This is a genomic window from Nocardiopsis sp. EMB25, from assembly GCF_026797795.1.
Taxonomy (GTDB): Bacteria; Actinomycetota; Actinomycetes; order Streptosporangiales; family Streptosporangiaceae; genus Nocardiopsis; species Nocardiopsis lucentensis.
The window spans coordinates 1,390,568-1,413,875 of the sequence record NZ_JAMTDN010000001.1; the positions used below are offsets into that span (position 1 = coordinate 1,390,568).

The 23,308-nt window shown below is 74.0% G+C and carries 22 protein-coding genes, 1 pseudogene and 2 riboswitches; of the genes and pseudogenes, 10 read left to right on the top strand and 13 right to left on the bottom strand.

Annotated features, from left to right (window positions below; genetic code table 11):
- Positions 1–11: 11 nt before the first annotated feature.
- Positions 12–968 (bottom strand): class A beta-lactamase, encoded by a 957-nt coding sequence (bla, locus tag KIK06_RS06040; protein ID WP_268642296.1) that lies wholly within the window; start codon positions 966–968, stop codon positions 12–14.
- Positions 969–1,412: 444 nt separating this feature from the next.
- On the opposite strand from bla, the gene KIK06_RS06045 reads away from it, so the two are divergent.
- Positions 1,413–2,189, top strand: a complete 777-nt coding sequence (locus tag KIK06_RS06045) for a creatininase family protein (protein ID WP_268642297.1) — start codon at positions 1,413–1,415, stop codon at positions 2,187–2,189.
- A 27-nt stretch (positions 2,190–2,216) separates the two neighbouring features.
- Here the strand turns inward: KIK06_RS06045 and KIK06_RS06050 are convergent.
- The 8 genes and pseudogenes from KIK06_RS06050 to KIK06_RS06085 form a co-directional block, all read right to left on the bottom strand.
- Positions 2,217–3,086: pseudogene (locus KIK06_RS06050) on the bottom strand (lysylphosphatidylglycerol synthase transmembrane domain-containing protein); the annotation flags it as partial.
- Positions 3,083–3,922: a class I SAM-dependent methyltransferase gene (locus tag KIK06_RS06055; RefSeq protein ID WP_268642298.1), complete on the bottom strand. Its 840-nt coding sequence runs from the start codon at positions 3,920–3,922 to the stop codon at positions 3,083–3,085. The gene KIK06_RS06055 and the pseudogene KIK06_RS06050, both read right to left, overlap by 4 nt.
- The gene (locus KIK06_RS06060) at positions 3,919–4,956 is read right to left on the bottom strand and encodes a glycosyltransferase family 4 protein (protein ID WP_268642299.1); all 1,038 of its coding nucleotides are present in this window, start codon (positions 4,954–4,956) and stop codon (positions 3,919–3,921) included. Before KIK06_RS06060 ends, KIK06_RS06055 begins: the two co-directional genes overlap by 4 nt.
- Positions 4,953–5,336, bottom strand: coding sequence for a 6-pyruvoyl trahydropterin synthase family protein (locus tag KIK06_RS06065; RefSeq protein WP_017600121.1), 384 nt, complete (start codon positions 5,334–5,336; stop codon positions 4,953–4,955). Before KIK06_RS06065 ends, KIK06_RS06060 begins: the two co-directional genes overlap by 4 nt.
- 45 nt (positions 5,337–5,381) lie before the next feature.
- Positions 5,382–6,356 (bottom strand): zinc-dependent alcohol dehydrogenase, encoded by a 975-nt coding sequence (locus KIK06_RS06070; protein ID WP_268642300.1) that lies wholly within the window; start codon positions 6,354–6,356, stop codon positions 5,382–5,384.
- A 96-nt stretch (positions 6,357–6,452) separates the two neighbouring features.
- Complete coding sequence (locus KIK06_RS06075) at positions 6,453–7,166, bottom strand: CDP-alcohol phosphatidyltransferase family protein (RefSeq protein ID WP_268642301.1); 714 nt, start codon at positions 7,164–7,166, stop codon at positions 6,453–6,455.
- Entirely contained in the window at positions 7,159–7,803 is a 645-nt protein-coding gene (locus tag KIK06_RS06080; RefSeq protein ID WP_268642302.1) for a GTP cyclohydrolase II, read from the bottom strand. The genes KIK06_RS06075 and KIK06_RS06080 overlap by 8 nt, the downstream gene beginning before the upstream one ends.
- A 190-nt stretch (positions 7,804–7,993) precedes the next feature.
- The gene (locus KIK06_RS06085) at positions 7,994–8,614 is read right to left on the bottom strand and encodes a hypothetical protein (protein WP_268645863.1); all 621 of its coding nucleotides are present in this window, start codon (positions 8,612–8,614) and stop codon (positions 7,994–7,996) included.
- Between the two features lie 32 nt (positions 8,615–8,646).
- Between KIK06_RS06085 and KIK06_RS06090 the strand changes: the two genes are divergently transcribed.
- The gene (locus tag KIK06_RS06090) at positions 8,647–8,931 is read left to right on the top strand and encodes a hypothetical protein (RefSeq protein WP_442789741.1); all 285 of its coding nucleotides are present in this window, start codon (positions 8,647–8,649) and stop codon (positions 8,929–8,931) included.
- Positions 8,932–8,973: 42 nt separating this feature from the next.
- Here KIK06_RS06090 and KIK06_RS06095 read toward each other — a convergent pair whose 3' ends face one another.
- Positions 8,974–10,968: a WD40 repeat domain-containing serine/threonine protein kinase gene (locus KIK06_RS06095; protein ID WP_327084674.1), complete on the bottom strand. Its 1,995-nt coding sequence runs from the start codon at positions 10,966–10,968 to the stop codon at positions 8,974–8,976.
- Positions 10,902–11,207 carry a hypothetical protein gene (locus KIK06_RS29235; protein WP_327084692.1) on the bottom strand — a complete coding sequence of 102 codons (306 nt, stop codon included), beginning with the start codon at positions 11,205–11,207 and terminating at the stop codon, positions 10,902–10,904. The genes KIK06_RS06095 and KIK06_RS29235 overlap by 67 nt, the downstream gene beginning before the upstream one ends.
- Positions 11,208–11,318: 111 nt before the next feature.
- Here KIK06_RS29235 and KIK06_RS06100 point away from each other — a divergent pair, with 111 nt between their 5' ends.
- Positions 11,319–11,831 carry a hypothetical protein gene (locus KIK06_RS06100; protein WP_268642303.1) on the top strand — a complete coding sequence of 171 codons (513 nt, stop codon included), beginning with the start codon at positions 11,319–11,321 and terminating at the stop codon, positions 11,829–11,831.
- A 3-nt stretch (positions 11,832–11,834) separates the two neighbouring features.
- On the opposite strand, the gene KIK06_RS06105 is transcribed toward KIK06_RS06100, so the two are convergent.
- Both KIK06_RS06105 and KIK06_RS06110 read right to left on the bottom strand, forming a co-directional pair.
- The gene (locus KIK06_RS06105) at positions 11,835–12,728 is read right to left on the bottom strand and encodes a polysaccharide lyase (protein ID WP_268642304.1); all 894 of its coding nucleotides are present in this window, start codon (positions 12,726–12,728) and stop codon (positions 11,835–11,837) included.
- A gap of 168 nt (positions 12,729–12,896) precedes the next feature.
- On the bottom strand, positions 12,897–13,268 hold the full coding sequence (locus tag KIK06_RS06110) for a hypothetical protein (RefSeq protein ID WP_268642305.1): 372 nt from the start codon (positions 13,266–13,268) through the stop codon (positions 12,897–12,899).
- A gap of 171 nt (positions 13,269–13,439) precedes the next feature.
- Positions 13,440–13,652, top strand: a riboswitch (cobalamin riboswitch).
- A 58-nt stretch (positions 13,653–13,710) separates the two neighbouring features.
- Here KIK06_RS06110 and KIK06_RS06115 point away from each other — a divergent pair.
- The 7 genes from KIK06_RS06115 to KIK06_RS06145 all read left to right on the top strand — a co-directional run bounded on the left by KIK06_RS06115 (position 13,711) and on the right by KIK06_RS06145 (position 23,305).
- Complete coding sequence (locus KIK06_RS06115; protein WP_268642306.1) at positions 13,711–14,745, top strand: ABC transporter substrate-binding protein; 1,035 nt, start codon at positions 13,711–13,713, stop codon at positions 14,743–14,745.
- On the top strand, positions 14,742–15,758 hold the full coding sequence (locus tag KIK06_RS06120) for a FecCD family ABC transporter permease (protein ID WP_017600132.1): 1,017 nt from the start codon (positions 14,742–14,744) through the stop codon (positions 15,756–15,758). Before KIK06_RS06115 ends, KIK06_RS06120 begins: the two co-directional genes overlap by 4 nt.
- Positions 15,755–16,582, top strand: coding sequence for an ABC transporter ATP-binding protein (locus KIK06_RS06125; RefSeq protein WP_268642307.1), 828 nt, complete (start codon positions 15,755–15,757; stop codon positions 16,580–16,582). The genes KIK06_RS06120 and KIK06_RS06125 overlap by 4 nt, the downstream gene beginning before the upstream one ends.
- 19 nt (positions 16,583–16,601) lie before the next feature.
- A riboswitch (cobalamin riboswitch) is annotated at positions 16,602–16,739 on the top strand.
- Between the two features lie 35 nt (positions 16,740–16,774).
- Positions 16,775–20,365 (top strand): cobaltochelatase subunit CobN, encoded by a 3,591-nt coding sequence (gene cobN / locus KIK06_RS06130; RefSeq protein WP_268642308.1) that lies wholly within the window; start codon positions 16,775–16,777, stop codon positions 20,363–20,365.
- A complete protein-coding gene (gene cobF, locus KIK06_RS06135; protein ID WP_268642309.1) occupies positions 20,362–21,087 on the top strand; it encodes a precorrin-6A synthase (deacetylating) in 726 nt (241 codons plus the stop codon). Before cobN ends, cobF begins: the two co-directional genes overlap by 4 nt.
- Positions 21,084–22,589, top strand: a complete 1,506-nt coding sequence (locus KIK06_RS06140) for a cobyric acid synthase (protein WP_268642311.1) — start codon at positions 21,084–21,086, stop codon at positions 22,587–22,589. The genes cobF and KIK06_RS06140 overlap by 4 nt, the downstream gene beginning before the upstream one ends.
- Complete coding sequence (locus KIK06_RS06145) at positions 22,586–23,305, top strand: cobalt-precorrin-6A reductase (protein ID WP_268642313.1); 720 nt, start codon at positions 22,586–22,588, stop codon at positions 23,303–23,305. Before KIK06_RS06140 ends, KIK06_RS06145 begins: the two co-directional genes overlap by 4 nt.
- Positions 23,306–23,308: the final 3 nt, after the last annotated feature.

Consider the following 23,308-nt stretch of genomic DNA (forward strand, 5'->3'; position numbering starts at 1 on the left):
GGGCCCGAGCCTCACGCTCCCCGGGTGAGGGCTCCGACCGCCACCTCCGTGGCCTCCGCGACGAGGGCGTCGTCGTACGCCGCACCCGCCTCGTCACGGCTGGACATGACCGCCAGGACGACGGGGGCGCCCTCCGGCGGCCACAGCACACCGATGTCGTGCCGGGTGCCGTAGCCGCACGCGCCGGTCTTGTCCCCGACCTCCCAGCCCTCCGGGGCCCCGGCCCGGATCAGGTCGTCGCCGGTGGTGTTGGCGCGCAGCATGCCGACGAGGACGTCCCGCCGGTCCTCGGGAAGGACCTCGCCCAGGGCGAACGCGCGCAGGCTCGTGGCCAACGCGCGCGGGGTGCTGCTGTCGCGGACGTCGCCCGGAACCGCCTCCGCCATCCCCGGCGCGAACCGGTCCACCCGGGTGACCTCGTCACCGATCCCGCGCAGGGCCTCGGTCAGCCCCTCCGGCCCGCCGAGCTCCCTCAGGAGCAGGTTGGCGGCGGTGTTGTCGCTGTGGCGCAGTGCGGCGTCGCCGAGTTCGCGCAGCGTCATACCCGTGGACACGCGCTCTTGTGCGACGGGGGAGTGGAAGACCAGATCGGCCCCGGAGAAGGTGACCACCCGGTCGAGCCCGTCGACGGGGGTCCGGTCGAGCACGGCGCCGAAGGCCAGCACCTTGTAGGTGGAGCAGTGGGCGAACCGCTCGTCGGCCTGGAACTCGACCGTCCGTCCCGTGCCGGTGTCGAGGGCGTGGACGCCGAGCCGGACGCCGAACTCCTCCTCAAGACGCGTGAACTCCGCGTCCATCCGGAGGGGGGCGGGCGGCGTGACGGGCCGGGAGGTTTCGACGGTCTCGGTCGGTGACGGCGGAGCGGCGGGAGCGGTCGTGCCGTCGGGGGATGAGCAGCCGGTGGGGGAGATCAGCACGACCGACAGCAGTGCGGCCGACGCGACGCGTCGAGTCGTGGACCACGGCACCGTGAAGCACCCTCTCTCCGTACGGGAACACTGACTCCCAGAAGTCTCGCGGCCGCTGGGCGCGCTGTCGACGAAGCCGACGGTACGGCGTGTACGCCCCCCGAGCCCGCTCACCCCTGCTGAGGTCCCACCCGTCGGGGCCGGTCCCTCCGCGACGACCCGACCGTTCCCGGGGCCGGCGAGGGCGACGCGCGACGGAGCGGCCGTCGAAGCGTCGGTTCGGCAGGCGCGTGGGCAAGCCCGGTCCCGACGGCCGAGTCCACCTTCCAGGCGGCCGGGTTCAGCGCGGCGCGGACCCTCTCCCGGCCCCAGACGGTTCGGCGTTTCGGCAGCGGTGCGTTCTTCCCGTGATCGACCATGGGCCGAAGGTCGCCGCCGCCTGTGGCGGTACGTCGTCACCGGATGGCTGTCGCCGCGGCCGGCGACCCCGCGATACTGGGGCGCATGGACGACCTCACGCTCTCGCTCCTGCCCCTCACCACCACCGCCGAGGAGGGCGAACGCGACACCCGGGTGGCCCTCCTGCCCGTCGGCAGCCTCGAACAGCACGGCCCCCACCTGCCCCTGGTCACCGACACCGTCATCGCCTGCGTCCTGGCCCGGGAACTCGCCCGCCGCCACCCCGTGCGCCTCCTGCCGCCCCTGACGATCTCCTGCTCCCACGAGCACGCCGCCTGGCCCGGCACGGTCAGCATCTCCGCGCGCACCCTGCACGCCGTCGTCACCGACATCGCCGCCTCCCTCGGCGACACCCGACTGGTCCTGGTCAACGGGCACGGCGGCAACCACGTCCTGGCCAACCTCGTCCAGGAGTCCCACGGCGCCATGGCCCTCTTCCCCCAGGCGCACGAGTGGGAGGCGGCACGCGAGGCCGCCGGGATGAGCACCGACAACGACACGGACATGCACGCGGGGGAGCTGGAGACCTCGGTCCTGCTGCACACCTACCCCGAACTGGTCCGCCCCGGCCGCGCCGACCACGTCACCGGGCCGCGTGACCACATGCCGACCCTGGGTCTGGCGCCCTACACCCCCACCGGTGTGGTCGGCCGTCCCTCACTGGCCACGGCCGACAAGGGCCGCCGGCTCCTCGCCGCGCTCACCACGGGCTTCGCCGGACACCTGGACGCCCTGGACGCCGTGGCGGCCCACCAGCCGGACGACGGCCACCACCGCCCCGGGCAGCCCCGCCACCAGCGCGAGCAGCCCGTAGACGACTGACGCCGTCACCCCCAGGTCGGCGCCCAGACCCGCCGCACCGAACGCCAGCGCGGTGACCGCCTCGCGCGGACCCCAGCCACCCACGTTCACCGGCAGGCTCATCGCGATCAGCGACAGCACCACCAGCGGCACCAACGGGAACACCGGCGTCGACACCCCGGCCAGGGAGGCGGCGAAGACGAACAGGGCCACGTGACCGGCCAGCGCCGCCGCGGACAGCCCCGCCACCTCCGCTCCGCGCGCGAGCACGCCCGCCCTCGCGTCGGCCGCCGTCTCCCGCAGGGCGCGCCACCAGCGCGGTCGCCGCCTTCGGCCCCACACCAGCCCCGTCGCGACCACCGCGACGATCCCCACCAGCACCCCGGCGGACACCCCGACCGCCCGCAATCCGGGCCCGAGCAGCGCCGCCGGAAGCGCGAACAGCAGACCCGCCCCCGCCGCCACCAGCACGGCCTGCCCCGCCAGCCGCTCCAGGACGACCGCGCGCACCCCGCGACCCACGTCGCCCGCGTACCGGCCGTGGCTGACCGCCCGGTGGACGTCGCCCAGCACCCCGGCGGGCAGCACCGCGTTGAGGAACACCGCGCGGTAGTAGTCGCCGACCGCCCGCGCGAAGGGCAGCCGCAGACCGACCCCGCGCGCCACCACCCACCACCGCGCGGCGCTCAGCACGGTCGTGTACGCGCCCACTGCCAGCGCCACCAGCACCGCGCCGACGTCCACCACACCGAACGCGGACGTGAACGCCTCGGCCGGGAACCACCACACCACGGCCGCCAGGATCCCCGCCCCCACGAGCGCACGCAGCCACCCGGTGCGCCGGAGCGCGCCCGCGAAGCGTCCGCCCCGCGAACCCTCGGCGCCGCGTGGAGTCCCCGGGGCGTTCACCGCCCTCACGACGGCTCCACCCCCTGCGGCCGCGCCCGGTCGGTCGACCCGGGCTGCGGCACCGGACCGGCCGCCCCGGGCAGTACCACCAGGTCGGTGTGGTGGACGACCGCGCGCAACCGACCCTCGTCGCACTCCGCCAGCCGCCGCTCCAGGTACCCCGCCACGGGCAGTCCCGGCTCCTGGTCGGCCGCCGCCCCGACCCAGCCCCGCAGCCACTCCCGTGTCAGTTCGGCCCGCCGCGGCCCCAGCCGCCACGGGCTGGCGAACGCGTGCGTCCGCGCTCCCAACCCCTCGAACACCTCGGCCGCGACGGCGACGGAGTCGGGGCCGAGCCGGCCCTCGCGCCTCTGGTGGTCGTTGAACGCCCGCTCCACCCGCGCGTCGAGCGGATCGGCGGGGGACAACTCCACCCGCCCCACCACCGACAGCGTGAGCAGCGCCGGACACCCGGCCGCCACGACCGCCCCGGCCAGCGTCTCCACCTCCGCGCGGGTGAGCAGGTCCAACAGGGCCGAGGCCGCCACCAGCGTGCACCCGGCCAGGTCCGCCGTCCCGAGCGCCCCCAGATCGCGCAGGCGCGCCTCCACCCGCCCCACGGGCACGGTCGGCCGCGCCAACGCCAACAGGTCCGGCTCACGGTCGAACAGCACCCACCGCCCGGATCCGGGCAGCCGGGGGGCGAGCCAGCGGCCGAGCGAACCCGTGCCGCACCCCAGGTCGGCCACGACCCGGCCGTGGTCGCGCACCATCTCGACCGCCCGTGCCGATCTCGCCTCGGCGTCCGCGCCCTCACGCAGCGCCAGCCACTCCGGGGCGAACTCCGGAACACCCGTCGACGTCAACGGCACCCCTCCCTGTCGAGGACCGCGCCCATCGCGCGCGCCGTCTCTCTCCATCCTGCCAACTGTGATCGCCGCCGGCGCGCCGAGGTTCGCAGCCGTTCACGTAACCGCGGATCGGTGAGCCATCGGCGCAGGGCTTCACCGAGCGCGTCGGCGTCCTCCGGGTCGACGAGGATCCCGGGCCGGTCCCCGCCGGGACCGCGCCCCAGCGCCTCGGGAACCCCGCCCACCCGCGCGGCCACGACCGGGACACCGCGCGCCAGCGCCTCGGTCACCGCCATACCGAAGGTCTCGGCGCGGGAGGGCAGCACCACCAGGTCGGCGGCGGCGTAGGCGGACTCCAGATCCGCCCCGGTCAGCGCGCCGGACAGCCGCGCCCCCGAGGCCTCCGCCAGCGCCCGCACCCGGTCGGCGTACGCGCCCCGGCCGACCGGCCCCACGCACACGCACTCCCACGTCGGCTCATCCAACCGGCTGAGGGCGTCCAACAGCAGATCGTGGCCCTTGCGCGGGGTCACCGAGGCCACGCACAGCAGGCGGGACACTCCGTCCGCGCCGGGTGCGAGCGGTGCTGGATCGGTGCCCGGGGCGACGTGGTGGACTCGGGCCAACCCGTGGTGGTCGGCCAGCCGACGGGCCGCCCAGCGACTGGTGGCGACCACCCCCGTCATCCCCAGGACCGCCCGCTCACGGGCGTCCAGGTCAGCCGCCACGCCGGGGGACAGGCCGGTCTCGTCGGCGAGGGGGAGGTGGACCAGCGTCACGATCCGCAGCCGGTCGGCGTGCGGGCTGAGGACCTCGGGCACCCCGCAGGCGACCAGGCCGTCCATCAGCACGCCCGCGCCGTCGGGAAGGCGCGCCAGCTCCCGGCCCAGCCCCTCCCGGTCGGCCGGACCCGGTCTGGGCCAGGACCCTGGCACCTCGATCCGGCGCACGGGCCGCCCCAGCGCGCCGAGCTCCGCCGCGATCCGTGCGTTGTAGGTGTTCCCACCGCTGGGGACACCGGGCGGGGGAACGACGAACGCGACGGTCAAAGGTCGCGCTCGTAGGTGGCCCAGGCCACGTGGGACTCGTGCAACGTGACCGAGACCCCGGTCAGACCGCGCCCGCGCGCGTCGATCCGCTCGACCAACCGGTCGGCGACGACCTTCGCCAGGAACTCGGTGGAGGTGTTCACCCCCGCGAACACGGGCTCCTCGTCCAGGTTGCGGTAGTTCAGCTCCGCGACGACGGCGCCCAGCTCCCGCGTCACCAGACCGATGTCCACGACGATGCCGTCGTCGTCGAGTTCGGGGCGGCGCAGGGTCGCGTCCACGACGAACGTGGCTCCGTGCAGCCGCTGGGCGGGGCCGAACACGTCGCCTCGGAAACTGTGCGCGACCATCAGGTGGTCGCGGACGGTGACACTGAACAAGGGTGTCCTCTCGGGGTCGGGGTCGGGGTTGGGGACGAAACCGGATCAGGCGTAGCCGACGCGGTGGCACAGGGCGGGAAGCGAGCCGTCGGCCAGCCGCGGCAGGACCGCCGGCAACGTCTCGAACGCGCTCTCGCCGGTGATCACGGCGTCGAAGGCGGGATCGTCGAGCAGCCGCAGTGCCAGGTCGAGCCGGTCACCGTGGCCGTACCGTCCGCGCCGGGCGGGGGAGACGGCCCCGACCTGGCTGGCGCGCACGGTCAGCCGCCGGGAGTGGAAGTCCCCGCCCAGCGGAACGCTCACCTCGCGGTCGCCGTACCAGCTCAGCTCGACCACCTCGCCCTCGGTCGCGACCAGTTCCAGTGCCCGGGCCAGTCCGGCGCCGCTGGCGCTGGTGTGGAAGACCAGGTCACAGCCATCGAACGCCGTCGCGGGCACGGCGAACCCGACACCGAGCCGGTCGGCGGTCGCGGCGCGCGCGGGATCGGTGTCCACCAGCTGCACACGTGTGCCGGGGATCCCGCGCAGCAGCCGGGCCAGACAGCATCCCACCATCCCCGCCCCGACCACCGCCACATGATCCCCCACCAGCGGACGCGCGTCCCACAGGGCGTTGACCGCCGTCTCCACCGTCCCCGCCAGCACCGCGCGCCCGGGCGGCACCCCGTCGGGCACCGGACGGACGGCCGAGGCCGGGACAACGAACCGCGTCTGGTGCGGGTACAGGCTGAAGACCGTGCGTCCCACCAGCTCGGCCGGTCCCTCCTCGACCACGCCGACGTTCAGGTACCCGTACTTGACCGGACCGGGGAAGTCTCCCTCCTGGAAGGGGGCGCGCATCGCCGCGCGCTGGCCGGGCGGCACCCCGCCCCGGAACACCAGCGCCTCGGTGCCGCGGCTCACCCCGGAGAACAGGGTGCGCACCAGGACCTCCCCGTCGTCCGGCGCGGCCAGGGGGATTTCACGCACCTCGCCCCGGCCGGGGGCCGTCACCCAGAACGCACGCGCCCGATCGCTCACGCGCCTCCTCCTCGTCTCATCCGGTCCGATCCCCGCGGAAGACGCCACCGGAGCCTCTCCCGCCACGGCCCCGCCGCCACAGTGTCCCTCACACGGTCACGTCCGCTGCGACGCCGACGCCCGCGCACGGCGGGGCCGCGCGCCCCACAGGCCCAGCACGTCGCGTCCGAACGACCAGACCAGAGCCGCCAGCGCCACCCCCACCAGGGCCGTCGAGGCGGCCGACGGGACCACCCCCGAGGCCGCGACCGCCAGGGCCACCCCCTGGAGCGCCGCCACCACCTTGCGGGCCCGGCTCGGCGGCAGCGGGGCCCGCAACCACGGCGCGACCAGTGCCGCCGCGCCGAACACGTACCGCATCAGCCCGATGGCCAGCACCCACGCACCCAGGGACAGGGACACGAAGGCGCTCAACACCATGATCAGCAGGGCGTCCGTCTCCATGTCGAAGGCCGCGCCGAAGTCCGACTCCGTGCCGCTGCCGCGGGCGACCGCGCCGTCGACCAGGTCGAGCACCAGAGCCAGCGACGCCAGCCCCACCAACGCCCACACCGGGCCGCCGTCGACCGCCAGCGCCAGCACTCCCCCGGTCAGGAGCGCGCGCACCAACGTGATCCGGTCGGCCGACCCCAGCGAACGGCGCCCCGACCGTCGTGCCGCCCACAGCAGCACGGCCGCTCCCACCACGGCGTACACGCCTCCCGCGTACCAGCCCCGCGGCCCCAGGCCCACGGTGGCCGCCAGCCCGCCGAGCAGGACCGCCTGGCCGAGGACGGCCGCCGCCACCTGGCGGTGCACGGGCTCACGCACGGCCGCTCCCCGGACCGCCCCCGCCCAGATGCGGCAGGTCGTGCCCCATGCGATCGCGCTTGGCGGTCAGGTAGGCGATGTTCTCCGCACGCGCGGGCGAGAGCAGCGGCACGCGCGCGACGACCTTGACCCCGTGGTCCTCCAGGGCCTTGCCCTTGGCGGGGTTGTTCGACAGCAGCCGCACCGACCGCACCTCCAGGTGCCGCAGGACGCGCGCCGCCGGTCCGTAGGAGCGGGCGTCCACCGGGAGGCCGAGCACCGTGGCCGAGTCGACCGTGTCCAGGCCGCGTTCGTCCTGGAGGGCGAGCGTGCGCACCTTCTCCAGCAGGCCGATCCCCCGACCCTCGTGGCCGCGCAGGTAGACGAGCACGCCCCGGCCCCGTTCGACGATCGCGTCCAGGGCCGCGTTCAGCTGGTCGCCGCACTCGCACCGCAGCGCGCCGAGCGCGTCACCGGTGACGCACTCCGAGTGCAGCCTGACCAGCACCTCCTCACCGTCGCCCAGGGGGCCATGGGTCAGCGCCAGGTGTTCCTGCCCGTCGACGGGGTCACGGAAGGCCAGGGCACGGAACGTGCCCCGGTGGGTGGCCAACTCCGATTCGGCGACCTCGGTGGGGTCGATGGTCCGCTCGTGCATGTTCCCCCTCAGGCGCCAGGCGTCACACCGGGCCGGTGCCCAGCCGGTCCGTAGCGAAAACCTCGCGGTGCGTGGGGGCCACAGCCGGTTTCGTTCGTGCCTGGCGGGGTTCGTGTGAAGAGTGTGAAAAATGTCAGTTCAGGGCGTCGCTGTCAAGAGGAGACTCCGTGTCCGCGCTCGGCTCGGCCGGTCACGATTCGGGCAGAATAACGCGGATCTCGCCGCCCAGGGTCGCCCCGCCCGTCAACCGGAGGGTGGCGCCGCTCCAGAACCGTCCCGGGGCGTAGTACCCGGGGCGGTGCCCGCGCGGCAGCAGCCCCATCGCCTCGTAGGTCAGCCCCATGACCTCCGCGCAGTAGGTGGTCTCCAGGTCGCGTTCGCGGGCACGGCGGCCCAGCGGGACCCGCCCGCGCAGCCATCGGGTGACCATCGCCGCCGAGGACGGGAAGGGCGTGCCGTCGAGGCGGGCCACCGTACGCAGGGCGGCGTCCTCCATCTCGGGTGTGGCCACCGGGTCGAGCTGCCGCAGCCAGCACTCCTGCCCGTAGCGGCGGCCCCACACCAGGACGGCGTCGCGCAGGTCGTGCAGCTGCGCGCCTCGCTGGTGGGTGCCCGTCCACATGTCGACGAGCGAACGCCCCAGCTCGGCGTGCCACATCAGCGGCGGCAGGTCCTCGATGGTGAGGGTCATGCCGACGTGGTTGACCGGGCTGTTCGTGCCGAACTGGATGGCCCGGTCGGCCGCGCTCGTTCCGCGGAACACCCACGCGTCGCCGGTCCGGGTGACCGCCAGGGCCTGGTCCAGGGACATGCTCGCTTCCGTCACAGGGCTAGCGTAGGCGTATGCGATGGAGGAGAGCTATCGGCGTGGCGGCCTTCGTCGGTGTCGCCGCCACCGGTGTCGTGATCGCCCGGGCCGAGCGCAGGCGCCGCGCGTACACCCCCGACCAGGTCAGGGAGCGCCTGCGGGAGCGCGTCGCCCGGATCGAGGCCGAGGGGGCGCCCGACCTGGCGCCGCCGCCCCGCACCCTGCGCGAGCGGGTCGCGGGCCGGTGCGAGGCTGTCGCCCGGAGCCGTCCCCTGGCGGCCCTGACGGAGCGGATCAGGGGGAGGACCGGCGCGACGTGACGGGCTCTGGGACGGACCGGAGCCGTGCGGGTGGCGCGCGGGTCAGCGTTCGGGGATCTGGAACTCCCGTACGGTCTCCAGGTCCCCGTCCAGGAGCACGAGTTCCTCCCCCTCCTCACCGAGGGGGTGGAGGGCGGCGAGGACACCGTCACCAGTGGGGGAGGCGCTCACGGAGAAGTAGTCCGTTCCGAACCGGTCCTCGGCGAGCACCTCTCCGTCCATGTTCCATGTGATGAGGACACTCCGATCCTCGTCATCGTTCTTCCCCGCGGCGACGATCCTCTCCCCGCCGTTCCCGAAGGACAGCTCCCGGATCGACACCTCCGCTTCACGGTCGGCCGATGAGAGAGGCGACTCCTCGGGTTCCTCGCCGGAACGAAGGTCCCACAACTGGATCGATGATTCGAGCGTGGCTGTGGCGATCATGTCGTCCTGGAAGACCGCCGGACCGTGGTTCCAGACCGGACCCTTCCAGATGTCGGGATAGTCGGGACGCCGCTCGCCGGTCGCGGCGTCCCACACCACCAGCCCTGTGTCCATCACTCCGACCAGCAGTTCCCCGTCCGCTGAGGTTCCCAGGGAATCGATGCGTGGTGGCCAGTCGAAGTCGTTGGGCGGGGCGGTGACCCTGTACAGCTCTTCGCCGGTGCGCAGCCGGAAGGCGATCGCGTCGTCCCTGTTGCAGATGAACAACCTCTCCCCGTCGGGGGAGATCGCCAGGTTGCCGGAGGAGAACCCGGGCCGTTCGATGGCGTAGCGCTCGGAGCTGTTCAGAGCGATGAGCTGATCGACCGGCTCGGTCTGGTTCGGGTCGTAGACGTGGAGTCCGCCCTCGGTGGTCAGAACTACGAAGCGTTCGTCGTCCAGGAAGGCGGTGTCCTCGATCCTCGTGCGGACGAAGGCCGGTGCGTCCTCGGCGGGGCTCGGTGAGGCGGGGGCGGAAGGGGTGCTCTCGGGGGTTTCCCGGACCTCCGGTTCCGTCTCGGCCTGTGACGTCGTGCCCTCCGAGAAGTCCAGCGCCACACCCAGAACGACCACCGAGACCACCGAGGCGACCAGCGCGGTCCAGAACACCGCCGGGCTGGGGGAGCTGTCCGTGTCCCGGCCGGGTTCGGGGGACTTGACTACGCGCTCCGCCGCTTCCCGCGCGGGATCCGGGAGCGCGGCCGCGCTCCCCGGCGCATCTTCGACGGGCTCTGGCGATGCCTGGTCCGGGACGCCGCGCACATCCAGCGGCTCGGGAGGGGGTGGCGCCGCGGGTTCGGGGGCAGCCTCGTCGGGACCGCCCCGCTCACCCGGGTCCTCCTCCTCGGATTCCTCGGGCTCCTGGTTCTCCCAGGCGGGCTCGTCCGCCTCGGGCGGGGCGGTGGTCGGTACGACCCGGGTCGCGGCCACCAGGGTGTGGCGGATCGTGGTGGCGACCGCCGCGGGCAGCCACTCGGTGGCGTCGTCATCCCCCCGGGGAAGCGCCGTGCCGGTCAGTTCGGCCGTCACCGAGTCCAGGTCCGGGCGGTCGTGGGGGTCCTTGGCCAGGCAGGCGGTGACGAGGGGGACCAGGGTGTCGGGCAACCCGCTCAGGTCGGGGGACTGGTTCACGACGCGGTAGAGCAGGGCCGCGGGGTCGCCGGTGCCGAAGGGCGGGCGGCCGGTGGCGGCGAAGACCAGCACCCCGCCGAAGGAGAACAGGTCGCTGCGTGCGTTCAGGTCGGCCCCGGTGGCCTGCTCGGGCGACATGTAGGCGGGGGTGCCCAGGGTCTGGCCGGTGCGGGTGAGCGCGGTGGCGTCGGTGGCGCGGGCGATGCCGAAGTCGATGACCTGGGGGCCGCGCGAGGCCAACAGGACGTTGGAGGGTTTGAGGTCGCGGTGGATCAGCCCGACCGCGTGGATCGCCGACAGCGCCTCGGCCAGCCCGGCGGCCAGGACCAGCAGTGACTCCTCCGGGAACGGCCCGCTGCCGCGTACCGCCGTGTTCAGCGCCGGGCCGGGGACGTACTCGGTGGCCAGCCAGGGGGTGGGGCCGTCGGTGTCGGCGTCCAGGACCCGGGCGGTGTAGGGGCCCGCACCCGGCGGGCCAGGTCCACCTCGCCGGTGAACCGAGCCCGGAACTCCTCGTCCCCGGCGTACTCGCGTCGGACGGCCTTGACGGCGGCCAGGTCGTGCCCGTCGTCGGCGGTGGAGACCGCGAGGTAGACGACGCCCATGCCGCCCTCGCCGATCCGGCGCAGCAGCCGGTAGCGCCCGAGTTCTCGGGGGTCGTCGGGGTGCAGGGGTTCCACGGGGGCCGTTTCTCAGTCCGGGGGTCGGGGAGAAGCGTAACGGATGTCCCTCCATAGGTGCTTCGTGCTCTTCCGGGCCGGTGACGCGCCACCTCGTGGGATCCTTGGGGTATGACCTCGATCGTCGCCCAACGGGTCGGCGTCTGGTGGCCGCAGACGGTCCGCGGCGCACGGGAGGCCGACGTGCGCTCCCGGTTCCCCGACTCCTTTCCGCTCCCCTCCGACAGGGACGCCGACCCCCTCCTGCACGACGTGGTGATGCGTGCCCGCGACGGCTACCGGCCGGTCCGCGAACCGGTCGGGCCGTTCCGGGGCGGGACGCCTCCCGGCTGGGGTCTGCGCTGGACGGAACGGGACGGCCGCCTGGTCGTCCACCGGGCGCCGACCCACACCGCCTTCCCCGAGCGCTGGCCCCGGGTGCTGTTCACCCTGGAACCGGGGCAGACCGGTGTGCACCGCGTGAACCACCGCGTCACCAGCCTGTCGCACCAGTCGCCGTGGTGGTACACCGACTGGACCGTGTGGATCGGCTACCGCGTTCGGCTCCCGGAGTGGACACGGACCCACCCCGCAGCCGAGGTGGACGAGCGGGTCTCCCCGTACGGCGGGGGAGGGCGCCGCTGACCGTCAGAGGCAGCCGCCGATCTCGCAGACGTCCGCCGGGGAGGCGGACACCTTCAGGTCGTCGTACCAGACGTGGCTGTCGTTGGCCGGGGCGAACCCCTCGGTGGAGCCGCCGAAGAAGGACGAGAAGTAGGCCTTGTCCACCAGGTCGTCGTTGTCGACCAGGCGCAGACCGGTGACCAGGGCGGCGGGCGCGCCGTTGTAGAACACCTCGATCTCGCCGTCGGCGTTGGCCCGGCCGCCGGTCACGGTGTTGACCCTGAGCCGCTGGACGATGCTCACCCACTCACCCCTGGGGTAGCGCACGTCGGCGTCGTCCACGCGCAGGAACGCCTGGTCACCGTACTTGCCCCGCTTGTCCATGTGGTAGTAGTACACGGCCGCCCGGCCGCCCCGGCGCCAGATCATCCGCGAGGTGAAGCCGTTGCCGCCGTCGCAGACCTGCCCGCCCGAGCACCCCCTTCCTCCGGCCAGGCCCAGCCCCAGCTTCCCGCCGAACGACGTGGTTCCCCAGCTGAAGTCCTCACTGAAACGCACCCAGAAGGACAGGTAGTACTCGCGTGCCGGGGCGAGAGCGAACGGTGCCAGCACTCCGGAGTCGCGCGGGCCGATCCTCCCCGCGGGGTAGGACACGCGCAGGGACTGCTCGCCCGTGCGGGCGGCAACCGTGTCGTCGATGAGCGTGCGTTCGGTCATCCCTCTGTCCCGGGTGGCGTGCCATCCGTCCCTGGCCCATTCCTCCAGCGGGTAGGGATCGCCCGCGATCGGGCGCTCGAAGGTGTTGTACAGGCGGGTGGGCGGGGCCGCGGTGCCGGCGGCCGCGGGGGCGGTCACGACGGCGGCCGACAGCACCGCGGACAGGAGTGTGGAGGCGAGCAGGGTCCTGACGACCGGCATGGGTGTCTCCGTTGCACAGCGACGGGTCTGGTGGGACGCCGCCGTGTCGGCCGTCCGGGATGGTCGACGCGGCGGCGACGATGCCATCCTCCGTGGTGGATTCCTCACCGAGCGTGTGCGACACGGGTGGTCGGGGGCGGGGGGATCGTTCCGCTCGGGGGAGCGGTGTCAGCTCGGGGGCCGGTGGGAGGCGTCGACGCCGCTGGGGCTGAGGGTGAGGTGGCGCCGCCCGGGTCGTGTCTCGACGGTCTCCATGACGTGGACGAGGAAGAGCGACATCGCGTCCCCCAGGGGCGAGGGCCCGCCGAAGGCCTCCTGCGCGTCGGAGGCCATGTCGCGGAGGTGCCGTCCGAGCGTCCACGGATTCACGTGGAGTTCGAGCGGCGGATCGAACCGCTCCGGCGTCTCGCCCTCGCTCCACGTCCACCCGTTGTGGAGCAGGACCGTGGACCGGTGCGGTCCCGGCGTCGCGCGGACCCCCTCGAAGGCGAGCGAGGCGATGAGTTCGTCGTACAGCTCCTGGTCGGTGAGGTCGTCCACGATTCCCCCCCCTGGTCGTCGGAACGCGCGGGGCCGGGCCGCCACCCGCGTTCCCGGCGCCGGGGGAGCGCCCACCGGGCCGGTCCCGAGCCCTTCACCAGGGGATACCCACGTGCGGGGGTCGGTTCCCGCTCCAGCGCCGGACCTCCCCGTCGGGCGGCGCGCCCACGGCGGTATCCTGCCCGGGCCAGTCGTACCACGTCCGTGGTCAGGGAATCCGGTGCGAATCCGGAACTGACGCGCAGCGGTGAGGGGGACGGGCGGGGTACGCACGCCACTGGGGCGGGGCGGTGCCGACCGGAGCGTCGGCGCGGCCCGGACCTGGGAAGGCACTCCGTCCGGGCGAACCCGAGTCCGAAGACCTGCTGGCCCCTCCGCGTCGAGTGCGCGGAGGTGAACCATGCCAGGCTCCGCGTTCGAGCCCCGACACCCAAGGCATCCCATGCTCAGCCACGCCCTTCGCCCCCTCGGCCTCCTGGCCGCCTCCTCCCTGCTGCTCACCGCCTGCGGTCAGTCCCCGGGCGGGGAGGCCGACGGCACGGACTCCGCCGCCCCCGCCGGAACGATCGACAACTGCGGTTACGAGGTCCCCCTCGGCACGGCACCCGAGCGGATCGTCTCCCTCAACCAGGGCAGCACCGAGATCCTCCTCTCCCTCGGCCTGGCGGACCGACTCGCCGGAACCGCCACCTGGACCGACCCGGTCATGGAGGGACTGGAGGAGGCCAACGCGGACGTGCCCCGGCTGGCCGACGACTGGCCGTCCTTCGAGGTGGTCCTGGCCGCCGAACCGGACTTCGTGACCGCCTCCTTCGTCTCCACGCTGGGCCCCGGCGGCACCGCCACCCGGGAGCAGTTCGAGGAGCTGGGCGTGCCCACCTACGTCTCCCCGGCCGACTGCGCCGCGGGCAAGGACAACACGACCGGAGGCGACGGCACCCGCAGCGAGCCGCTCACCATGGACACCGTCTACGGCGAGGTCCGCGACCTGGCGGCGATCCTCGGCGTGGAGGAACGCGGGGAGGAGCTCGTCTCGGAGCTGCGGGGACGGGTGGACACCGCCACCGCCGACCTGGACGCCTCGGACGTCTCCCTCATGTACTGGTTCTCCGACTCCCAGGCGCCCTATCTCGCCGGGTGCTGCGGCGCCCCCGGCGCCATCACCCGCGCGGTCGGCGCGCAGAACGCCTTCTCGGACACCCACGAGGAGTGGCCCCAGATCAACTGGGAGACCATCGCCGACCGCGACCCCGACGTCATCGTGCTCGGCGACCTGACCCGGGAGGCCCAGACGGCCGAGAGCGCCGAGGCCAAGATCGACTTCCTTGAGGGCAACCCCGCCACCCGCAACCTCACCGCGGTCACCGAGGAGCGGTACATCCTGCTCAGCGGCCAGGCCATGAACCCCACGATCCGCACGGTCGAGGGGATCGAGCAGGTCGCCGCCGGGCTGCGGGACCTCGGGCTCTCCCAGTGAGCGGTGCCCGTCTCGCACTGCTCGTCTGCGGTGGACTGGCGGCCCTGACCGCTTCGGTCGCGGTCGCCGTGACCATCGGCCCCGCCGACATCACCACGGTCGACGTCTGGCGCTCGGTCTCGGCCCACCTCGGGGTGGGCGACACCGCCCTGAACCCGTTGCGGGACGGCATCGTGTGGAACCTCCGGATGCCCCGCACCCTGCTCGCCGCGGTGTGCGGGGCGGGACTGGCCCTGTGCGGCGCGGTCATGCAGTCCCTGCTCCGCAACCCGCTGGCGGACCCCTTCGTGCTCGGGGTGTCCTCCGGTGCCTCCACCGGCGCGGTCGCCGTGATCGTCCTCGGGTGGGGCGCCGGGGTGCTGTCCCTGTCGGCGGGCGCCTTCGTCGGGGCGCTGCTTTCCTTCGGGATGGTCATCCTGCTCAGCCACAGTCTGGGCGCGACCATGGACCGCGTCGTGCTGTCCGGGGTCGCGGCCATGCAGCTGTTCTCGGCGCTGACCTCGTTCGTCGTGCTGACCTCGGCGGACGCGGAGACCACGCGCGGCGTGCTGTTCTGGCTGCTGGGGTCGCTCAGCGGCGCGGGCTGGGCCGACGTGGCGCTGTGCTCGCTGGTGCTGGTCGGTGTGCTCGTCGTCTGCCTCGCCCACACCACCACCCTGGACGCCTTCGCCTTCGGTGAGGAGGCCGCCGCGAACCTGGGTGTCCGGGTGGGCCGCGCCCGACTGGTGCTCCTGTGCGCCACCGCCCTTCTCACCGCGGCGCTCGTCAGCGCCGCCGGGGCGATCGGGTTCGTGGGGCTGGTGCTACCGCACGCGGCCCGTGCGCTCACCGGCTCCGGCCACGCCAGACTCCTCCCCGTCACCGCGCTGACCGGGGCCGTCTTCCTGGTGTGGGTGGACACGGTCGCCCGCACCGCGCTGGACCCGCAGGAGATCCCCGTGGGAGTGGTGACCTCCCTCATCGGCGTGCCCGCCTTCGTCGCCGTGCTGTACCGATCCAGGAGGCAGACGTGACCGAGTCCGACCACACGGGGCTGCACGCCGACCGGGTGAGCCGCCGGGCCGACGGTGGGTTCGTCCTCGACGGTGTGACCGTCGCTCCGCGCCCCGGCGAGACCATCGGTCTGCTCGGCCCCAACGGCTCCGGGAAGTCCACGCTGCTGAGGCTGCTCTCCGGTGTCCTCGCTCCCTCCACCGGAGCGGTCACCCTGGACGGACTGCCGCTGCCCCGGTTCGGCCGCCGCGCCGTGGCCCGGCGGGTCGCCACCGTCCAACAGAACGCGCACACCCAGACCGAGCTGACCATCCGCGACGTCGTGGCCCTGGGGCGCATCCCGCACCGCCGCCCCTGGTCACCCCTGTCCGCCACCGACGCCCGCGCCGTGGCGGCGGCCCTGGAACGCACCGGCCTCACCGACCGGGCCGACCGGTTCTGGCACACGCTGTCCGGGGGCGAACGCCAACGCGCCCAGATCGCCCGCGCCCTCGCCCAGGAGCCGAGCGAGCTCCTGCTCGACGAGCCGACCAACCACCTCGACATCCAGTACCAGCTCGACCTGCTGGAACTGGTCACGGGCCTGCCGGTCACCACCGTGATCGCCCTGCACGACCTCAACCTGGCCGCGATGTACTGCGACCGCCTGCTCGTGCTGCGGGACGGCCGCGCCGTCGCCGAGGGAAAGCCCGCCGAGGTCCTGACCCCCTCTCTCATCGGGGAGGTCTACGGGGTCCGGGCCGAGGTCACCTCCGACCGCGGCCGCCCGGTGATCCGGTTCCTGCGCCGCGCACCCGACCCGGCGGATGCGTCGGACCCGTCGACCCGACCCGCCGGCTCCTGAGCTCCCCGCCGGGACGGGGCCGTGCGCGGCCCGTTAAGGTGTGAATCCTTCGCTCGTGGTACAGGAACCCGGTGTGAATCCGGGGCGGTTCCGCCACTGTCAGACCCCCTACCCCCGGGGGGTTGAGCCAGACACTGGCCTCGGGCGCTCCGACCGCCGATGGGGCGAGAACCCCGAGGGAGGAATCCGACCGTGACCACACGGATCGCTCTGCTGTCCACGTCCGACACCGACCTGCTCTCCGCGAGGGCCAGCCACGCCGCGTACACGTGGGCGAACCCGTCCCGCGCATCCGAGGCGGAACTCACCGCCACCGTCGAGGGCGCCGACCTCGTGGTCGTGCGGCTGCTCGGCTCTCCGCACGACCTGTGGTCCGGACTCGCCGCCGTCCGCGAGCGGGGCACGCCCCTGGTCGTCCTCAGCGGCGAACAGCAGCCCAGCGCCGAACTGATGGAGCACTCCACCGTCCCGATCGGCGTGGCCACCGACGCCCACCGCTACCTCGCCGAGGGCGGCCCCGACAACCTCGGACGCCTGCACGCCTTCCTGTCCGACACCGTGCTGCTGACCGGTGAGGGGTTCGACCCGCCGGCCCCCGTCCCGCTGTGGGGCCTGGCCGCGCGCGACGTGCCCCAGGACCCCGCCCTCCCACGCGTGGGCATCCTCTACTACCGGGCCCACGAGGCCGGTGGCAACACCGCGTTCGCGCACGCCCTGGCCGACGCCGTCGACGCGACCGGGAAGGCCGTGGGCGTCCCCGTGTTCGCCGGGTCGCTGCGCTCGGCCCCCGACGATCTGTACGAGGCGCTCGGCGGCTTCGACGCGCTGGTGGTCACCGTCCTCGCGGCGGGCGGCAGCGTGCCCGCGTCCGCGAGCGCCGGTGAGGACGACGAGGCCTGGGACGTGGAACGGATGGCCGCCCTGGACGTTCCCGTCCTCCAGGGGCTGTGCCTGACCAGCTCCCGCGCCGACTGGGAGGCCTCCGACGACGGCGTCACCCCGCTCGACTCGGCGAGCCAGATCGCCATCCCGGAGTTCGACGGCCGGATCATCACCGTGCCGTTCTCCTTCAAGGAGATCGACCAGGACGGACTGCCCCGCTACGTCGCCGACCCCGAACGCTGCGCCCGCCTGGCCGGGATCGCCGCCGCCCACGCCCGGCTGCGGCACGTGCCCCCCGCCGAGAAGCGGGTCGCGGTCGTCCTGTCCGCCTACCCGACCAAGCACGCCCGCATCGGCAACGCCGTCGGGCTCGACACACCCCGGTCCCTGGTCCGCCTGCTGCGCCGCATGCGCGCCGAGGGCTATGACCTGGGCGAGCCCGGCGACCTGCCCGGCCTGGACCTGCCCGACGACACCGAGGCGGGCGACGCGCTGATCCACGCCCTGATCGAGGCGGGAGGCCAGGACGAGGACTGGTTGACCTCCGTCCAGCTGACCGACGCCCAGGTGCGGATCACCCCCGAGGAGTACGCCGCCTGGACCGAGGGCCTGCCCGCCGCGTTGAAGGACTCGATGACCGAGGCCTGGGGGCCCGCCCCCGGCCGCCTGTACGTCAACGACGAGGGCGAACTCGTCCTCGCCGCGCTGCGGGCCGGAAACGTCGTGGTCCTGGTCCAGCCGCCGCGTGGCTTCGGCGAGAACCCCATCGCCATCTACCACGACCCCGACCTGCCGCCGAGCCACCACTACCTGGCCGCCTACCGCTGGCTGGAGCACGGTTTCGGCGCGCACGCCGTCGTCCACCTCGGCAAGCACGGTTCACTGGAGTGGCTGCCCGGCAAGAACGCCGCCCTGTCCGCCGCCTGCGCCACCGACGCCGCCCTCGGCGACCTGCCGCTGGTCTACCCGTTCCTGGTCAACGACCCGGGCGAGGGCGCCCAGGCCAAGCGGCGCGCCCACGCCACGGTCGTCGACCACCTCATCCCGCCGATGGCGCGCGCGGAGAGTTACGGCGACATCGCCCGCCTGGAGCAGCTGCTCGACGAGCACGCCAACATCGCGGCCATGGACCCGGCCAAGCTGCCCGCGGTCCGGGGCGAGATCTGGTCCCTGATGCGCGCGGCGGAGATGCACCGCGACCTGGGCCTGGAGGAGCGCCCCGACGACGAGGAGTTCGACGACTTCCTCCTGCACGTCGACGGCTGGCTGTGCGAGATCAAGGACACCCAGATCCGCGACGGCCTGCACGTGCTCGGCGAGGCCCCCTCGGGCGAGGCCCGGGTGAACCTGGCCCTGTCGATCCTGCGCGCCGCCCAGATCTGGGGTGGCGTCGGCCGTGCGGTACCCGGCCTGCGTGCCGCCCTCGGCCTGAAGGAGGACGCGCCGACGCGCGAGGTCGACGAGGCGGAGGCGCTGGCCCGGAGCCTCGTCGAGCGGATGGAGGCCGCCGACTGGGACCCCGCCGCCGTGGCAGGACTGCACGACGACCCCGAGGTGCGCCGCGTCCTGGAGTTCGCCGCCACGCAGGTGGTGCCCCGCCTCGCCCGCACCACCGACGAACTCGACCACGTCCTTCACGCCCTGACCGGCGGCTTCGTCCCGGCGGGCCCGTCCGGCTCCCCGCTGCGCGGCCTGGTCAACGTGCTGCCGACCGGCCGCAACTTCTACACCGTCGACCCCCGCGCCGTCCCCTCCCGGCTCGCCTGGCAGACCGGGCAGGCCATGGCCGACTCCCTGCTGCGCCGCCACCTGGACGAGACCGGCGCCTACCCGGAGTCGGTGGGACTGTCGGTGTGGGGCACCTCGGCGATGCGCACCTCCGGCGACGACGTGGCCGAGGTGCTCGCGCTCCTGGGCGTGCGCCCGGAGTGGGACGAGGCCTCCCGCCGGGTCTCCCGGCTCGACGTGGTGCCGCTGGAGGAGCTGGGCCGTCCGCGCGTCGACGTCACCGTGCGCATCTCCGGCTTCTTCCGCGACGCCTTCCCGCACGTGGTCGCCATGCTGGACGACGCGGTGAAGCTGGTCGCCGACCTCGACGAGCCGGAGGAGCGCAACTTCGTCCGCGCCCACACCCGCGCCGACCTGGCCGAGCACGGTGACCAGCGCCGCGCGACCACCCGGATCTTCGGGTCCGCGCCCGGGTCGTACGGTGCCGGAATCCTCCAGCTCGTGGAGTCCGGCAACTGGCGCGACGACCGCGACCTGGCCGAGGTCTACACCGCCTGGGGAGGGTACGCCTACGGGCGCGACCTCGACGGGGTCCCGGCCGCCGACGACATGCGCGCCAACTACCGCCGGATCAAGGTCGCGGCGAAGAACATCGACAGCGCCGAGCACGACATCGCCGACTCCGACGACTACTTCCAGTACCACGGCGGCATGATCGCCACCGTCCGCGCCCTCACCGGCGCCGACCCCAAGGCCTACGTGGGCGACTCCACCACGCCCGACGCGGTGCGCACCCGCCCCCTCGCCGACGAGACCGCCCGCGTGTTCCGCGCCCGCGTGGTCAACCCGCGCTGGATCTCCGCCATGCGGCGGCACGGCTACAAGGGAGCCTTCGAACTGGCCGCCACCGTCGACTACCTCTTCGGCTTCGACGCCACGGCCGGCGTCGTCCACGACTGGATGTACGAGAAGCTCGCGGCCGAGTACGTCCTTGACGCAGACACCCAGGAGTTCCTGCGCGAGTCGAACCCGTGGGCGCTGCACGGCATCGTCGAGCGGCTGCACGAGGCCGCCCGGCGCGGGCTGTGGGCCGAACCGGACCCGGCGACGCTCGAAGCCCTGACGGAGGTCTACCTGGAGGTCGAGGGGGACCTGGAGGACCGTTCGGAATGAGGGTGCGGATCCTCGGTATCGGCATGGGGCCGCGGCACCTCACCCCGGAGGTCGCCGACGCGCTGCGCGGCTGCGACTACGCGGTGGCCGCCCGCAAACGCGACGACGACGGTCTGCTCGCCCTGCGCCGGGCCGTCTGCGACGCCCACGGCGTCCCCCTGGTCGTCGTGCCCGACCCGGAACGCGACCGCGACGACCCGGCGGACTACCGGGCCGCGGTCGCCGCCTGGCACGAGGCCCGGGTCGCCGCCTACGAGCGGGTGCTCGGCGAACGCGGCGGCACGGCGGCGTTCCTGGTCTGGGGGGATCCGTCCCTGTACGACTCCACCGTGCGGATCGTGGAGCGGATCGTCGAGCGGGGGGCCGTTACCGTGGAGTACGACGTGCTTCCCGGGATCAGCGCTCCCCAGCTCCTGGCCGCGCGGCACCGGATCGTGCTGCACGGAGTGGGCCGCCCGGTCCACCTCACCCCGGCGCGGCGGCTGTCCGAGGCGGTCGACGCCGGACAGGACAACATCGTCGTCATGCTCGGCGGACGGCCCGCCTTCGACGGGCTGGAGGAGTGGTCGGTCTGGTGGGGCGCCAACCTGGGCACCGACACCGAGGAGCTGGTCGCCGGACGGGTCGGCGACGTGCTGCCCGCGATCGACGCGGCCCGCGCCCGCGCCCGGGACCGGGCGGGCTGGGTGATGGACACCGCGCTGCTGAGGAGGACGCCATGAGCGGGGAGGGGCAGGATCGAGGCCGGGGCCTGTTGGTCGCCGGGACCACCTCCGACGCGGGCAAGAGCGTCGTCACCACCGGCCTGTGCCGGGCCTTCGCGCGCCGGGGCGCGCGCGTCGCGCCGTACAAGGCGCAGAACATGTCCAACAACTCCATGGTCTGCCACGGACCCGACGGCCGACCGGCGGAGATCGGCCGAGCCCAGTGGGTGCAGGCGCTGGCCGCCCGGGCCACGCCGGAGCCCGCGATGAACCCGGTGCTCCTCAAACCGGGCACCGACCGGCGCAGCCACGTCGTCCTGCTCGGGCACCCGGCGGGGGACGTGTCCTCGGCCGACTGGGAGTCCGGCCGCCGCCACCTGGCCAAGGCCGCGCACACCGCCTTCGACGACCTGGCGGCCCGCCACGACGTCGTCGTCGCCGAGGGCGCGGGCAGCCCGGCCGAGATCAACCTGCGCTCGGGCGACTACGTGAACATGGGCCTGGCCCGGCACGCGGGCCTGCCCGCGGTGGTCGTCGGCGACATCGACCGGGGCGGAGTCTTCGCCGCTCTGTACGGCACGGTGGGTCTGCTGGAGGCCGCCGACCAGGCACTGGTCGCGGGATTCGTGGTCAACAAGTTCCGCGGGGACCCCGGGCTGCTCCGGCCCGGTCTGGCCGACCTGGAGCGGCTCACCGGCCGCCGCGTGTACGGCACCCTGCCCTGGGACCCGGGCCTGTGGCTCGACTCGGAGGACGCGCTCGACCTGGAGGGCCGCCGGGCGAGCGGGGACACCGTCCGGCGCGTGGCGGTGGTGCGCCTGCCACGGATCAGCAACTTCACCGACGTGGACGCCCTCGGCCTGGAGCCCGGCCTGGACGTCGTCTTCGCCTCCGGGCCGGGCGATCTGGCCGACGCGGACCTGGTCGTCCTGCCCGGGACCCGGTCCACCCTCGCCGACCTGGCCTGGCTGCGTTCGCGCGGACTCGACCGGGCGGTCACCGAGCACGTCCGCCGGGGTCGGCCGCTGCTCGGCGTCTGCGGCGGGTTCCAGATGCTCGGCCGGACGATCACCGACCCGGACGGTGTCGAGGCCGAGCCCGGTGCGCGCGCGGACGGCCTCGCTCTGCTCGACGTGCGGACCGACTTCACCGTGGACAAGACGCTGCGCCTGCCCTCCGGGACGGCGCTCGGCGCGCCCGCGCACGGCTACGAGATCCACCACGGCCGGATCACGGTCGGCGACGGCGCCGAGGAGTTCCTGGGCGGCGCCCGGTCGGGGAACGTCTTCGGCACCATGTGGCACGGCAGCCTGGAGGGCGACGCGTTCCGCTCCGCCTTCCTCGCCGAGACGCTCGGCCACGAGCCGTCCGGCACGCGGTTCGCCGACGCCCGGGAGCGGCGCCTGGACCTGCTCGGCGATCTCGTGGAGCGCCACCTGGACGTCGACGCGCTGCTCGCCCTCGCCCGCGAGGGCGCCCCGGCCGACCTGCCCGTCCTGGCCCCGGGGGGAACTCAGTGAGACTGCTGCTCCTCGGCGGTACGTCCGAGGCCCGCGAACTGGCCGCCCTCCTGGTCGAGGCGGGGGTGGACGTGACCACCTCGCTCGCGGGGCGGGTGGCCCGGCCTCGCCTGCCGGTGGGCGCGGTGCGGATCGGCGGGTTCGGGGGAGTGGCCGGGCTGCGCGCGGCGTTGGCCGACTACGACGCGGTGGTGGACGCCACCCACCCCTTCGCCCTCGGCATGACCGCCAACGCGGCGGCGGCCTGTACCGACGTCCCTCTGCTGCGACTGGAGCGGCCGGGCTGGGACCCGGACCCGGCCTGGCGGTACGCCGACACCCACGAGGAGGCGGCGCGCCGTGCGGCGGAGCTCGGCGCGCGCCCGTTCCTCACGGTCGGCCGCCAGGAACTCGCCCGCTTCGTACCCGAACTGGGCCGCAGCGCGGTCCTGGCCCGGGTGGTGGACGTGCCCGACATCGACCTGCCCGACCCCTGGCGGCTGGTGACCAGCCGGGGGCCGTACCACCTCGACGGCGAACGGGAGCTGATGCGCGAGCACCGCTGCGACGCCCTGGTCACCAAGGACTCCGGCGGCACCTACACCTGGCCGAAGATGGAAGCCGCGCGGGAGCTCGGCGTCCCGGTCGTGGTGGTGCGCCGCCCGCCGGGCCCGCCCGGCGTCCCCACCGTCCACGACGTGGCCGCCGCGTTCGACTGGGTGGTTGCCCTGGGGTGATGA

Bases quoted from the DNA above. Each gene is read 5' to 3' on its own strand.
- KIK06_RS06045 (WP_268642297.1), top strand. From the start codon at position 1,413: ATGGACGACCTCACGCTCTCGCTCCTGCCCCTCACCACCACCGCCGAG.
- KIK06_RS06080 (WP_268642302.1), bottom strand. From the start codon at position 7,803: ATGCACGAGCGGACCATCGACCCCACCGAGGTCGCCGAATCGGAGTTG.
- KIK06_RS06085 (WP_268645863.1), bottom strand. From the start codon at position 8,614: ATGTCCCTGGACCAGGCCCTGGCGGTCACCCGGACCGGCGACGCGTGG.
- KIK06_RS06090 (WP_442789741.1), top strand. From the start codon at position 8,647: ATGCGATGGAGGAGAGCTATCGGCGTGGCGGCCTTCGTCGGTGTCGCC.
- KIK06_RS06100 (WP_268642303.1), top strand. From the start codon at position 11,319: ATGACCTCGATCGTCGCCCAACGGGTCGGCGTCTGGTGGCCGCAGACG.
- KIK06_RS06105 (WP_268642304.1), bottom strand. From the start codon at position 12,728: ATGCCGGTCGTCAGGACCCTGCTCGCCTCCACACTCCTGTCCGCGGTG.
- KIK06_RS06115 (WP_268642306.1), top strand. From the start codon at position 13,711: ATGCTCAGCCACGCCCTTCGCCCCCTCGGCCTCCTGGCCGCCTCCTCC.
- cobF (WP_268642309.1), top strand. From the start codon at position 20,362: ATGAGGGTGCGGATCCTCGGTATCGGCATGGGGCCGCGGCACCTCACC.
- KIK06_RS06140 (WP_268642311.1), top strand. From the start codon at position 21,084: ATGAGCGGGGAGGGGCAGGATCGAGGCCGGGGCCTGTTGGTCGCCGGG.